This window comes from Ruminococcus sp. 1001713B170207_170306_F1, from assembly GCF_015668065.1.
Lineage (GTDB): Bacteria > Bacillota > Clostridia > Lachnospirales > Lachnospiraceae > Blautia_A > Blautia_A faecis.
Genome location: NZ_JADPEX010000034.1, coordinates 1 through 12,441 on the forward strand (window position 1 = coordinate 1; position 12,441 = coordinate 12,441).

Annotated in this window: 15 protein-coding genes; 3 read left to right on the plus strand and 12 right to left on the minus strand. The window is 40.6% G+C overall.

What is annotated here, in order from left to right; all coding sequences use genetic code 11:
* Positions 1 to 172: 172 nt before the first annotated feature.
* Together I4V84_RS17145 and I4V84_RS17150 are read right to left on the minus strand one after the other, a co-directional pair.
* Positions 173 to 2,224 carry a hypothetical protein gene (locus I4V84_RS17145; RefSeq protein ID WP_195993031.1) on the minus strand — a complete coding sequence of 684 codons (2,052 nt, stop codon included), beginning with the start codon at positions 2,222 to 2,224 and terminating at the stop codon, positions 173 to 175.
* Between the two features lie 25 nt (positions 2,225 to 2,249).
* Positions 2,250 to 2,606, minus strand: coding sequence for a response regulator (locus tag I4V84_RS17150; RefSeq protein WP_179962556.1), 357 nt, complete (start codon positions 2,604 to 2,606; stop codon positions 2,250 to 2,252).
* Between the two features lie 461 nt (positions 2,607 to 3,067).
* On the opposite strand from I4V84_RS17150, the gene I4V84_RS17155 reads away from it, so the two are divergent.
* On the plus strand, positions 3,068 to 3,304 hold the full coding sequence (locus I4V84_RS17155) for a DUF6061 family protein (RefSeq protein ID WP_012744332.1): 237 nt from the start codon (positions 3,068 to 3,070) through the stop codon (positions 3,302 to 3,304).
* 118 nt (positions 3,305 to 3,422) lie between these two features.
* On the opposite strand, the gene I4V84_RS17160 is transcribed toward I4V84_RS17155, so the two are convergent.
* The 10 genes from I4V84_RS17160 to I4V84_RS17205 all read right to left on the minus strand — a co-directional run bounded on the left by I4V84_RS17160 (position 3,423) and on the right by I4V84_RS17205 (position 10,223).
* Positions 3,423 to 4,058, minus strand: coding sequence for an HAD family hydrolase (locus I4V84_RS17160; protein ID WP_016304801.1), 636 nt, complete (start codon positions 4,056 to 4,058; stop codon positions 3,423 to 3,425).
* Positions 4,048 to 4,650 carry a sugar O-acetyltransferase gene (locus I4V84_RS17165; protein ID WP_117674858.1) on the minus strand — a complete coding sequence of 201 codons (603 nt, stop codon included), beginning with the start codon at positions 4,648 to 4,650 and terminating at the stop codon, positions 4,048 to 4,050. The genes I4V84_RS17160 and I4V84_RS17165 overlap by 11 nt, the downstream gene beginning before the upstream one ends.
* A gap of 11 nt (positions 4,651 to 4,661) precedes the next feature.
* A complete protein-coding gene (locus tag I4V84_RS17170; RefSeq protein ID WP_019162948.1) occupies positions 4,662 to 5,261 on the minus strand; it encodes an HDOD domain-containing protein in 600 nt (199 codons plus the stop codon).
* Positions 5,262 to 5,337: 76 nt separating this feature from the next.
* Entirely contained in the window at positions 5,338 to 5,577 is a 240-nt protein-coding gene (locus tag I4V84_RS17175) for a hypothetical protein (RefSeq protein ID WP_016304805.1), read from the minus strand.
* An 88-nt stretch (positions 5,578 to 5,665) separates the two neighbouring features.
* Positions 5,666 to 6,577, minus strand: a complete 912-nt coding sequence (locus tag I4V84_RS17180) for an AraC family transcriptional regulator (protein ID WP_195993032.1) — start codon at positions 6,575 to 6,577, stop codon at positions 5,666 to 5,668.
* 223 nt (positions 6,578 to 6,800) lie between these two features.
* Positions 6,801 to 7,505, minus strand: coding sequence for a DUF6040 family protein (locus I4V84_RS17185; protein WP_055196675.1), 705 nt, complete (start codon positions 7,503 to 7,505; stop codon positions 6,801 to 6,803).
* Positions 7,489 to 9,210 (minus strand): MobA/MobL family protein, encoded by a 1,722-nt coding sequence (locus I4V84_RS17190; protein WP_279311245.1) that lies wholly within the window; start codon positions 9,208 to 9,210, stop codon positions 7,489 to 7,491. The genes I4V84_RS17185 and I4V84_RS17190 overlap by 17 nt, the downstream gene beginning before the upstream one ends.
* On the minus strand, positions 9,167 to 9,538 hold the full coding sequence (locus tag I4V84_RS17195; protein ID WP_195993033.1) for a hypothetical protein: 372 nt from the start codon (positions 9,536 to 9,538) through the stop codon (positions 9,167 to 9,169). Before I4V84_RS17195 ends, I4V84_RS17190 begins: the two co-directional genes overlap by 44 nt.
* Positions 9,538 to 9,852, minus strand: coding sequence for a hypothetical protein (locus tag I4V84_RS17200; RefSeq protein ID WP_008394181.1), 315 nt, complete (start codon positions 9,850 to 9,852; stop codon positions 9,538 to 9,540). Before I4V84_RS17200 ends, I4V84_RS17195 begins: the two co-directional genes overlap by 1 nt.
* A 140-nt stretch (positions 9,853 to 9,992) precedes the next feature.
* On the minus strand, positions 9,993 to 10,223 hold the full coding sequence (locus tag I4V84_RS17205) for a helix-turn-helix domain-containing protein (RefSeq protein ID WP_004843519.1): 231 nt from the start codon (positions 10,221 to 10,223) through the stop codon (positions 9,993 to 9,995).
* 171 nt (positions 10,224 to 10,394) lie between these two features.
* On the opposite strand from I4V84_RS17205, the gene I4V84_RS17210 reads away from it, so the two are divergent.
* Positions 10,395 to 11,024, plus strand: coding sequence for a helix-turn-helix transcriptional regulator (locus I4V84_RS17210; RefSeq protein ID WP_015530715.1), 630 nt, complete (start codon positions 10,395 to 10,397; stop codon positions 11,022 to 11,024).
* A gap of 86 nt (positions 11,025 to 11,110) precedes the next feature.
* Positions 11,111 to 12,406 carry a tyrosine-type recombinase/integrase gene (locus I4V84_RS17215; protein ID WP_008394179.1) on the plus strand — a complete coding sequence of 432 codons (1,296 nt, stop codon included), beginning with the start codon at positions 11,111 to 11,113 and terminating at the stop codon, positions 12,404 to 12,406.
* The last annotated feature ends 35 nt before the right edge of the window (positions 12,407 to 12,441 follow it).

Consider the following 12,441-nt stretch of genomic DNA (forward strand, 5'->3'; position numbering starts at 1 on the left):
ATCAATATAACAAGCCCCAGCAAAAAGCCGGGGCTAATACTTCAATTATTTTAGGACATTTTCAAAAACGCTTGACACCCCTAAGTGTATCTTTGCAATAAAGCATATTTGAAATATAGCGTTCTTAGTTAACAAGCACCGGCTCAACTGATGGTTGTTTATCAGACCTCCTTCAGATTCCCAGAACAGCAGATATCTTAATCTCCTTTTCTGTTTCACTGAGATCAAAGTCACCGCCATCTTCCACAGTCATGTGTACCTCATACAGTACATCTTCGGATAATGTATCCGGTGTTTCACCATCTTCTGTCTGGATATGCCATTTCTCTGTTGGAACTTCTTTCAAGGTACCATCTGTGCCGTATGCATACAGCTTCAGAGAACCTGTTTCCCCAGAGATTCCTTTCATACGTATTGCAACGGTTGTATTCGGATGCACATTCTCAATTGTGATCGTATTCAGCCATCCTTCCACATCTCCCAGGCCACCATCTGCCGCAAATTTCTCCTGGCCTAACACATTGCGCATCGCCTGATCCAGATTAACCCTACGATAAGGCATTTCCGGCAGATAAACGAATCTGTCCTGAAGTCTCAGAAGTTCCAGATAACCGGTAGGACAGTAAAGTGAATTTCCGCTGTTTCCGGCATACATTCCGATAGCCATGTTGTTGTACATAGGCTTGCTGGCAACATCCATGGAAAAAACAGTTTCACCGGTCTCAAAATCAAGTATAATATACTGCCACATACCGTTTTCCAGATTCTGTACATATCCGTAGATATATCCGGTTGCCGTAGATAATTTCATCATGGAAGTATCTGACAGATCACTTCTGCACCAGATACTCTTCATTTCGTATCCATCCTCAGTCTTAATCGTATCTACGCGTTCCACACCCGGCGTGATCATTTTATTTCCCTGTTTCAACCAATTTTCATCATAAATATTGGTATAACTCTGAATGGAGGAATCACTGTCCTCTTTTCCCAGGTTGGCACTTCCTGCACCAAACCAGTTACATACGATGGTACTTACGGTTCCTGCACCGTTATCATACACGATCGCAGAATTTTCAACAGATACCTGACTGCCCTCCGGAAGTTCATCGATCACAGGGAGACTTGCAACAACTTCTCCTGTTTTCATATCCAAGGCAAGAAGATTTACGGTCTCCTGATTATCAGTAAACATCACCAGATCTTTTGTAAGGGATGGAGAGCATCCGCTGCCCCAGGCAAGACCTCCGCCAGTTGTTTCATCCCCTTCTTTGCTTTCTTTCGCACCAGCACTCTCGTAAGGAGTTTCCCAGATTTTCTTCACCCCATTGTCCGCCTGCAGCAGATAACAGTTCTGATTCGTCAGGATCACTGCTCCATCCTTGGATGCTGCAATTCCATTCTCTGCACCCTCTCCCGGAGCCAGCTCATATACGAAGACTGCCTCTGACAGATCCGTTTCCTCTCCATTTAAAATGGCATCAATAGCTGTACGGGAAATATAGCCCATAGCACCCTGCTGTTTCCTGTCAGGGTAAATACGGAATCCTCCGGTTGCAAACCAGAGATTTCCTTCATAGTCAAACACTACAGCAAGAAGATTCTGATCCAGTGTTTTTCCAAGTGCTGCCTCTGCCGCTGCTTTAATATCAATATCCAGCACTTTCTCAAATTCCGGAAGTATGTTTCCGTCTTCATCTGTTGCTTTCAGCATCAGCACATGGTTATTATTGGTCGGACACACCAGACGGTTACTCTCATCTACAAAGGAATAGGAGCTCTGGATCAGATATTCTCCATTGTCATGCTGTTTTGGAGAAAAATATCCCAGTGTCTGTGTTTCCTCTGCATTGATATCACGAATTGCCAGTCCACCAAGCAACGGAACCACTGCATGTCCATAGGAATCGAAAAAGATAGCAGGAGACGCATTTGCATTGGTTTTTTCATAAGAAACATTGATTTCTGAATAAATGCCTACCGGTAATACTTCGTCTGTGGAATCTGTATTGTAGCAGTCATGATGAATATTGGAATCACTTGCTGCCATATAAGGATTCTCGTCAATAACCTTCTGTGTAAGTGTCTTTATGGGCAGTTCTGATGTCTGAGCTGTATTTTCCTCCGTCTGTGTTTCTTCTGCACGTACCATATTTATTGATGATTCAGATGTTGCAGCAGCTATAAAAGTGATCATTGCAAGAATTAAAGCTCTTTTCTTCATATTGTTTTCCTCCTGAGTGTTTTTATCATATTACCTTGCTGCGTTCAAACCAAATGGAAAGTCCTTCTTTTATTTTTTGCTCTTCCATAGGTTTCATAAAAAAATATTCTATCCGCATCCTGAACGCATGAAGCGAAAAATCAAGATCACTGCACCAGATGATCCCACATTTGGGATACAGGGAACGAAGATGTTCTGCCGCATTCAAACCGGACACACCAGGTAATGCAAGAAACACCACTGCCGGTACTGTTTTTCGTGTCCACTCAAAAAATTGTTCCTGGTCCTGATAGATTTCAATCAATGGAAAAACTTTCTTTTCTGTACAGTAATTTCTGATATATTCCGCACAGTTCTGTCCTTCCTGTTTCTGATCAGTCAATATAGCAATACAATACACGACATCCCTCCTTTTCCATTTAATGTACTCCCATTTGATGTACTCCCATTTGTTATTCTCATTATAAAAAAGTCGGAAATTATTTCAATAATTCTGTCACGAAACGCCAGAAAATGACACGAATTGTAAATCTATGGTATTTAGATAATTTTAAGTTGATATTCCACTTATTTTAGGAAATTTAATAACTATTATATTTGATTATCAAATTCTTCGCAAACCCTTGAAAACACTAAGTTTGTAGCAAGTGTACTTTCCCTTACTCTTTCCCTTGTGTTACATTCTCCCATTAACTTTCATGAACCTTAATATGGGAAAAATTAAGGGAAAGAAAATTTCATAACACAGTATAACATATAACAATAACAACATGGTGAACTGATTGAAATGTTTTCGATATTTAACTCTATAACTGATTATTAAAAAAATGGAGATAAGATACGATGAGAACAATATTTGCAGAATACAATCCACACAGAAACAGCATTGATGTTTATACCAATGCCGGTTATATGCTCCGCATTGACTGTTGGGAAGCTGAGAAGAACTTAAAAACCACTCCTGGATCAGACTGCGCATTAAATACACTTGCTATTGATGAGCCACTTGAATATGCACGATTATATCTTGATGGTAATATGCAAATGTGGGTAGATGCAGAAGATTCTTTGGAATTGTAAACCACAAGTAGCCTGTATGCTTTATTTTACATACAGGCTACTTAATCAAAATCACCATAATTGATCAAGCAAGTTTTTTTAATATACCTCGGAGTCATTTTCGTTCGATCTTTCATCGCTAATAAAATTTCTCTGAAGTGATAGCAGATAACAGATTGGCAGGTTTTTCTAAAAAATAATCTGCTTTTATGTGCTTATTATGACTGCCCCATACTGCTAAAGCAAAATCAATTCCCGCATTTTCCGCACATTTACTGTCATATTTGCTATCTCCGATATAAAGTACTTTCCTATGGTCTGTTTTTGATAATTCCACATATTTCAAAATCGGTGCGGCATTGGGTTTATGTTCCTGTGTATCGTCTGCACATATGATTGTTTTGAAATAATGACTGATACCAAACGGACAAAAATCATGTGTAAATTCTTCCCTTGTCTTTGATGTGACAATCCCCATTTCATAATCCAGACTTAGAAGATTTTTCAATAATTCAACGATTCCGTCAAATACTTTAATGTTATTTGTATAGTTACGCATATTTTTATCCCATAATTCTATCGCATAGGAAGTGTCTTTTATCGCAAGTTTTTTCAAAGCGTCTGTTCCTGTAATCCCTAACGCAAATCTTAGTTCAGAACATGGTATCTCTCTCCCGGACAATCCCTTTATAGTTTCCTGTAAAGAATGTAATACAGCATATTCCGTATCAATCAGAGTGCCGTCAATGTCAAAAACGATATGCTTATACTTCATGCTGCCACCTTTCCCTGTCTGTATCAAAATAACGTATCACCCTGCATGGATTTCCTACTGCAACACAATTAGGCGGGATAGGGCGGGTAACTACACTTCCAGCCCCTATCACGCTGTTTTTTCCTATAGTGACTCCGGGCAGAAGAATACAGCCGCCGCCAATCCAGACATTACTTTCTATTTCTATCGGACGTGCATAGGTTCTAAAAAATGTTGTCTGACGTTCCCTCCAATCCGGCACAAACCTTTCCTGTGGTAAGACAGGGTGTGAAGATGTATAAATCTGCACATTTGACGCAATCAATACCCTGTCGCCAATTCGGATAGTTTTGTTATCCACAAAGGTACAATTCATATTGACGATCACATCATTTCCCAAAAAAATATTTTTTCCATAGTCGCAATGAAAAGGCGTGTCGATTGCCACATTTTCCCCTATTCCGCCCAACAGCTCCCGAAGAATGGAAGTGCGTTTTTCTGTATCTCTATAATCAGAAAAATAATATTTCCGTGTTAATTCCCTTGTGCGGGCAATCTGCTTTAACGTATCGCTGTCCGCTGTTTCCAAAAAATCACTGGATTCGTAATACACAATATCCCCCCTTAACGAAAACTGTTTTCCATAACGCCCGGAAGCAGGGCATAGATAGAACAGCCAATCTGATCCTCAAACCGTTCTTTAATCTCTAAAATCTTTTTCCATCTGTCTATTGTCGCTGGGTGAACGCCGTATCGCATTGTCACGTCTACAAATCTCTTTTCCAAAAGACAGAACCCCGAAGGCATAGCCAATGCGTCACATAACTGTACAAGACGGTCATAATCATCATATACCGCATTTGCAACAAATTCTTTCATAAACAGGTAATCCTCATCACTGACATCAAACTCTCCGATAGATGTGGCAATATCCTGTATCATAAATGCGTGGGATATACATATTTGTGCGGCTTTTCCCCACCCACGCTCCATACAGTAACGATAGCCGTCTATCAGATGCCTTTCCGAACTCACTCCGGCATAACGTCCAATATCGTGTAACAGCCCGAAAATATACGCCTGTTCAGAAGATAAATCTTTACAGTGTGACGCAATGTTTTTACAGGCTTCGGCTACATACCGGGAATGTTCTGCCCATGCTCCCGGATTGGATTCTGCCGCTTCCCTTAATGCCAGTTCTGCGGTCTGAATGTTCAACTCCATTTTTAACTCCTTTCAAAAGGGCGGGGCTGGAAGATAAACTGTCCAGCCCCTTTATGATGAAATATTTACAGATAAATCAGCAATCCCCGGCATAGTACGAAACAATGTTCATATAGTCCGTTGGATTCGGAACTTCTAAAACAAGCCGCAAACAGTTTTTGTTTTGGGAGTATTGCCGCCACAAACTGCCCTGTATCTTTTCTTCCCCATTGATGTTTTGTTTTTTACCATCCGGGCAGAGCATATTTACTTTGCCGGAACAGCTATTGACCGTATCTAAAAAATTTTTCATGTTCAGAATGTTCAGTTTTACCACTTTGCACTCACCTCCTGTAAATGACGGATTTACTTTACAGGTATCATTATAATGCAAAAGGAATAGAAAAAATATTTCTTTTCTGCCCTTATCTATCACTATTCTGCCATTTTCTCCGATATTCTGTGGGTGAACAATGTGTGTATTCTCGAAAAACCTTTCCAAAATAACTGCTACTCCCCAAACCGCACTCATGGCTGATAACGGTAACTGCTTCCTGCCCCTTTGCTAGCATCTGACAGGCAGCTTGCAGACGGTAAGCCTTTATATACTCTACGGGTGTCATGTGCAGACAGTCATGGAACACTCTATAACACTCCCTTTCGCTTAGGTATGCTGCTGCCGCAAGTTCCGGGATAGAGATTTTCTCTCTGTAATGTTCGTGAATATATATCATCAGCAGCTTTATTTTATCGTTGCTTTTATTATGTTCCCCCTTTTTTTCACGCATAGGACGGGATAGTTCAAAAAGCATGAGCCATATTTCTGTTAGGGTTTCCCGCAGTTTTATTTCATATCCAAATTCATCACTGGATAAACGAAATGAAGCGGCAAGCAGTTTCAAAATCCTTTCTTCTTCTGCATTGCCTGGAAAAAGCGGAATTACCTCAATCTGTGGGGCTGTTATGATAGGCGCAATATATTTTTGTTCAATCCTGCTTCCCTGTTCCCCGGCAAGTAGGGAAACATCGAAAATATGAAGTAGCTGTATATTCTTTTCTTTCTGCGATATTGCTTTTGTCATATGGAGTACATTGGAATTTACTATGCCGCCGCTTCCAGCCGGAAACAACAGTTTTCCTCCCGGCGTATCATATTCAATGCTACCACTTTCCATATAAAAAAGTTCCACTGTCTTGTGCCAGTGCCACGGTACATAATGTCCGATATACTTGTCAAGTTCTGCCCTTGAAGCGATATAGGGAAAATCTTTTTCAAAACCGGGAAGCAGTTCTTCCTTGCTTCCAGTATAAAATTCAATGCTATGGATATTTTTCATGTCTGTTCACCTGCACATCTGCGATTTTGTATCTGCTTTATGGATTAAATATACTAGAATAGCTCGGTAATTGTCAATCAATCAAAACAGATTCATTTGGAAGATTATAAAAAATAGTGTTAAAAATCAAAGAACAGTTTTCACAGACTCTAAAAATCTGGATAACTAAAAATAAGTATATTTATTTTGTGAAAAACAGGCAGTTTTACCTGCCCATTTTACTTTAAAAATATCCTCGTTTTTCTCGCCAGTTTTTCACATAACATCGGATTCCGATATAAACCGCATGTACCAGAAGTAGCAACATAATGAGGTTTATCGGAATAATTGATTTTATCCATTTTCCGAAATAGATTATGATAGCTGTACTCATTATCACCACCATGATGCTGATAATATCCCAGCAATATTTCCGGTAGATTTTCCCCACCTGATAGCCAGTCCCGATTATCAGCAATCCCGTTATGATAAATAAAATTCCCATAACAATACTTACAATCAGCCAGTACACAATCCCTGAAATGATACTATTTGAGATTCCACTGCTTAACTGTCCGAAAGAATCTGCACCTGCAACAAATTTTTGAAACAGGCTTAAGATTCCTTTAGCAAACATACTGAAAAAGCTAATACAGTCACTAAAGAAAACTGGAGAAAGGATAGCAGTGAATAGTGTAATGGCTATACTGTACCATGCCAGCAGAAACAGGATACTTTCATAACCAGCCGTCATATTTTTATATTTTTTCTCTAACTGAATTTTACGGTTATCGCATTTTTCTTTTGCTTTTTGGTAAGCAGTGCGGTCACAGTTATCGCATTTCTCATAGGGCACTTTTTTCTCAACAGCTACCTCTGTTGTCTTTTGGTGTGTCTGTGCATAGCGTTTTGCCTGTTCCGCTTTTTCATACCTAAATTTCCATGCCACGACTTCTGCGTCGGCTCTTTTCCTGCTGTCTGTCTCGTTGGCTAATTGTTCTTCTATTTTCCTTAATCTTGTCCGCAATGCTTCGATATTCTCGACTCTGTTTTCGCTGTTCAATTTCTCGTTCAAGGTCAGCGATCTGTTTAGCTGCCTGTTCAGTTCCATAATCATCTGGTCTTTCTGATCCAGTTCGTCCTGCATCTGTTCTGTCATCTGTAGAAGTTCTTCCACTTGACCGACGTTCTCTAAGTTTACGCATTCTCGCATCTATATCCCTCACTTTCTCTATCTGCTGTTTAAGGTCAGTAATTCTCTGCTCTGTTTCAGCAATAAGCTGTTCTCGTTGTTCAGCTTCTGCGTTAATTCCTGCCATTGCTGATTCTCGGTTTCCAACTGTTCGATTCTGTTTTTCTGCTGTTCGATCTGGGAAAGCAGTTCTTCTGTATCTGGCAAAAGATTCAGCAGTCCGGATAACTCGCTGTTTAATATCTGCAAACTCTGGTTCTGCTCCTGAAAGGACAGAAGCTGTCTGTCTTTTTCCTGTAATTCCTGTACCATCTCTGCCATAAGGTTCTGCTGTTCCTCGATCTGGTTTATCATTGATTCCATCATGGGAATGACTTCCCGGCTTTCTTCTAATGTCATTTAATCGCTCCTTCCATAATGATAATGCACCTGATACTTTTCCAAAGGTGTCCAGTATCTTTTGCAATAACGTGTTTTGCTGTTTTATGATTTGATTTTCCGCTACTTTCCACGAACCTTTTATTTCCTGCCCGGCAAGAAATTTTTGTTCAATCTTTCTTGCGTCAGCACCTTCATGGATGGTAGGAATCTGGAGTTTTCCCTGTTTTTCATAAGAACGGTGATCAACCTGATTATGCAAAGGAAGATGTTCATTACACACCTTTGCCCACTCACTCCGCCACAGCTCACAATTTTTGGGATTGTTCCATCCAGTAGCATCGGTCAGCACCCGTTTCCATTGCAGGCGGTTTCTTGCACCAATCTTCTGGATTCCGTTTTCGTCTAATACAGGGATACGGATTCCATGATGGTCAGGGTTTTTCTTATCCTGCCACCAGTCCGGGTGGGATTCGTCAATCACGATATTTCCGCTTTTATCTCTGACAAAATCCCAATCCTTGACTTCTTTCTTTTCCCAAGAATGGTCCGGGTTAAAAGGTCGCATCGTCAGAAGCAGGTGGACATGGGGGTTGCCATCCCCTTTGTCGTGGATACTCCAATCAGCACACATTCCCTTATCCACAAATGTTTTTTGGATATAGTCGGATGTATATTGAATCTGTTCCTGTCTGCTCCATTCTTTTGGGAGGGCAAATTCAAATGACCTGCCAAGTTGGGCATCCGCACTTTTTTCAATCTTCAATACCTCATTCCATAATCTTTGTTTCTGAAATGTGATTTTGAATTTTTCTAAAGCAGCTTCTTTATCTTCTGACCTTTTGTAGCGGACAGATTTTTGAAAGCGTTTTATATTTTCTTCTGGTACTATCTGCCATTCAGGAGGTGCGTTTTCACACATCATCAGACTGGTGTAGACCACTTCTTTTTTAGAAGTGTAATAACTGATTCTCCCGGTTTCCTCGTTTTTCATCACATCCCCATTGAGATATGCGGAAGCGGAGATAACAGATTTCCCTTTACTTCGTCCGACTATTTTGATTGTGTAATGAAAAATCGCCATATCTGGATTCCTCCTTTCTGCACATCCGGTATAGATTTCCGGCAACATTGCTTTCGATTTTAGAAAAAGCAGCATTGCCAGAACGCCCTCTGCGTAAGAGTGCCCTGCGCATAGCAGCCTGCATGGAATGCGCCTCTCTGGCGAAGAGTGCCTCCTGTGGCATGAGCAGGTCTGTCTGAAAGCCCCGCCGACGGAACGAGCCCGGCAAGCGTGAGCGCAGACCGGTTGCCACTTGTGGCAAACTTATTGGGACGACCTCTGGTTGTCCATAAGTGCGCCCTTCATGAAAAAGCAATGAAGGGAATGAAAAACTCATCCCATCCGCCATTACACTTCCTCCATATCGGTATTTGTTTCTTTCTGCATTGCCTTTGAGAAAAATTTCCCATTGGCTTCCTGCTTTTTCAGAAAACCAATCAGCTTTGGGATGTCTTCCTCCTCAATAGTCGCACCAAGAACGGATTCCACCGCACCGCCAACCTGACAGAGCCTATGGGTTCGTTTTTTACTTTCTTCGGCTTTCTTTCGTTTTAGAAGTTCTTTCTTCTGTGCTGCATATCGTTTTGCTTTTTCAAGGCTTTCCTGTTCCTTCTTTTCCATTTCAAGCATTCGTTCTTCATAACTTTTTGTTGATTTTGCCATTCTTACATTCTCCTTTCCTTCACAAACATAAGTTCTCGGTTGCGTATCAGAAGAAGCACATGGTATAATCTTCTTGCGTGTAGGTATATCATGGCTTCGGTCTGATAGAACCTTTGGCGGTTTCTTCGGAAGCCGCCTTTTTAATTTGCCGCAGTTCTTGTTACGGCTTTTACATTTCCTCTATCCCTCAAATCACGACCTTCATTAGCTTCCATAAACATTTCCAGAATATCGGTTTTAATCAGGACTTTGCGACCAACCTTTAATACTGGAAGTTTCTTCCATTCTACAAGCTGTCTTAAGGTATTTCTGCCGATTCCCGTATAGTCAGCAGCTTCTTCGATGGATAATGCAATTTTTCTTTGCGTCATATAATCACCTCCTTATAAATTGCATTATGCAATTCTTGTGATGTAAGTATATCCTTTTCATATCTTTTTGTCAAGCGTTACGAAATATCAAAAACAAACTTTATGTTGCATATTGCAATTTTAGAAAAACAATGCTATAATTCATACATACCGAAAAAGGAGGCAGTCAGCATGAAAGATAAAGAACTACGCAAGCTGATAGGCAGCAGAGTAAAACAGCGCCGTCTGGAATTGAATCTGACACAGCCTTATGTCGCAGAAAAGATGGGGGTTACCGCTTCTACAATCCTGCGTTATGAGAATGGTTCGATTGACAATACGAAAAAAATGGTGCTGGAAGGTCTTTCGGAAGCACTCCATGTATCTGTGGAATGGCTCAAAGGGGAAACAGATGAATATGAAACCGACATTACGGATAAGAGAGAGTTACAGATTCGTGATGCGATGGGAGATATTCTGGAACAGTTACCGCTTGCCCTTACCAAAGAAGAAGATGCTTTTTCAAAAGATTTATTACTGCTGATGTTAAAACAATATGGTCTGTTTTTGGATTCCTTCCAGTTCGCCTGCAAAAATTTCAAGGGGAATGCTGGTCAGACGGATATTGCCAAAACAATAGGGTTTGAATCGAATGAGGAATATAATGAGATTATGTTCTTAAGGGAAATCACTCCTACCATCAATGCTCTTAATGAGATGGCAGACGTTGTAAGGCTCTATTCCAAGAAACCAAAAACAGCAGAACAAAGGCTTGCAAATCTTTTATCAGAAGTCTTATACGAAGATTCCGAATCGGTATAGTAAGACAACCGGAGTTATGATATACTTACACGCACGAAGCATTTCATCAGTTCCGATTGTCTAATATCGAAAGGAGATATACGATTATGGCAAAAGGATCTGTAAGAAAAAAAGGAAAGAAATGGTACTACCGCTTCTATGTAGAGGACGCAAGCGGCAATCTTGTTCAAAAAGAATGCGTTGGAACAGAAAGCAAAAGTGAAACTGAAAAGCTGCTCCGTCAGGCAATGGATGATTATGAAAAAAAGAAATTTGTTGCCAAAGCGGAAAATCTCACAGTCGGACAACTTCTGGATGTGTGGGCAGAGGAGGAATTAAAAACAGGTACGCTCAGCAATGGTACTGTGGAGAATTACCTCGGAACAATCCGAAATATCAAGAAACACCCATTGGCAGAACGGAAATTAAAAAATGTAACCTCTGAGCATTTGCAATCCTTCTTTGATTTGCTTTCCTTTGGGGGAGTTCATCCCGATGGAAAAGAGAAAAAGGGTTACAGCAAAGATTACATCCATTCTTTTTCCGCAGTCATGCAGCAGTCCTTCCGCTTTGCAGTATTTCCAAAACAGTATATTACGTTCAATCCCATGCAGTATATTAAACTGCGGTATCAGACGGACGAAGTTGATTTGTTTTCGGATGAGGACATGGACGGAAATATCCAACCAATTTCACGAGAAGATTATGAAAGACTGCTTACGTATCTTCAAAAAAAGAACCCAGCCGCAATACTTCCAATCCAGATAGCCTATTATGCCGGGCTTCGTATTGGAGAAGCCTGTGGTTTGGCATGGCAGGACGTAAATCTGGAAGAACAATGCCTTACCATAAGACGCAGCATCCGATATGATGGCTCAAAACGCAAATATATCATCGGACCAACCAAGCGGAAAAAAGTGAGGATTGTTGATTTTGGAGATACGCTGGTAGAGATTTTCCGTAATGCCCGGAAAGAGCAGTTAAAAAATCGAATGCAGTATGGAGAACTTTATCACACGAACTACTACAAAGAGGTCAAAGAGAAAAACAGAGTGTACTACGAGTATTATTGCTTAGACAGAACAGAGGAAGTCCCGGCAGATTATAAAGAAATTTCTTTCGTCTGCTTAAGACCTGATGGCTGTCTGGAACTTCCGACTACTTTGGGAACGGTATGCAGAAAGGTAGCAAAAACATTAGAGGGATTTGAAGGCTTTCATTTCCACCAGTTACGTCACACCTATGCAAGCAACCTTTTAGCAAATGGAGCTGCCCCAAAAGATGTGCAGGAATTGTTAGGACACTCAGATGTCAGTACCACAATGAACGTCTATGCTCACTCCACAAGAGATGCGAAACGAAAATCGGTTCGGCTTCTTGATAAAGTGGTAGGCAATGACTAAAAAATTTCCCTTATTTCCCTTGTGATTATCTCATA

What these genes read in the sequence shown, in the direction of transcription:
- I4V84_RS17145 (WP_195993031.1), bottom strand. Translation starts at nt 2,224, where the DNA reads ATGAAGAAAAGAGCTTTAATTCTTGCAATGATCACTTTTATAGCTGCT.
- I4V84_RS17155 (WP_012744332.1), top strand. Translation starts at nt 3,068, where the DNA reads ATGAGAACAATATTTGCAGAATACAATCCACACAGAAACAGCATTGAT.
- I4V84_RS17160 (WP_016304801.1), bottom strand. Translation starts at nt 4,058, where the DNA reads ATGAAGTATAAGCATATCGTTTTTGACATTGACGGCACTCTGATTGAT.
- I4V84_RS17170 (WP_019162948.1), bottom strand. Translation starts at nt 5,261, where the DNA reads ATGGAGTTGAACATTCAGACCGCAGAACTGGCATTAAGGGAAGCGGCA.
- I4V84_RS17180 (WP_195993032.1), bottom strand. Translation starts at nt 6,577, where the DNA reads ATGAAAAATATCCATAGCATTGAATTTTATACTGGAAGCAAGGAAGAA.
- I4V84_RS17190 (WP_279311245.1), bottom strand. Translation starts at nt 9,210, where the DNA reads ATGGCGATTTTTCATTACACAATCAAAATAGTCGGACGAAGTAAAGGG.
- I4V84_RS17195 (WP_195993033.1), bottom strand. Translation starts at nt 9,538, where the DNA reads ATGGCGGATGGGATGAGTTTTTCATTCCCTTCATTGCTTTTTCATGAA.
- I4V84_RS17200 (WP_008394181.1), bottom strand. Translation starts at nt 9,852, where the DNA reads ATGGCAAAATCAACAAAAAGTTATGAAGAACGAATGCTTGAAATGGAA.
- I4V84_RS17205 (WP_004843519.1), bottom strand. Translation starts at nt 10,223, where the DNA reads ATGACGCAAAGAAAAATTGCATTATCCATCGAAGAAGCTGCTGACTAT.
- I4V84_RS17210 (WP_015530715.1), top strand. Translation starts at nt 10,395, where the DNA reads ATGAAAGATAAAGAACTACGCAAGCTGATAGGCAGCAGAGTAAAACAG.
- I4V84_RS17215 (WP_008394179.1), top strand. Translation starts at nt 11,111, where the DNA reads ATGGCAAAAGGATCTGTAAGAAAAAAAGGAAAGAAATGGTACTACCGC.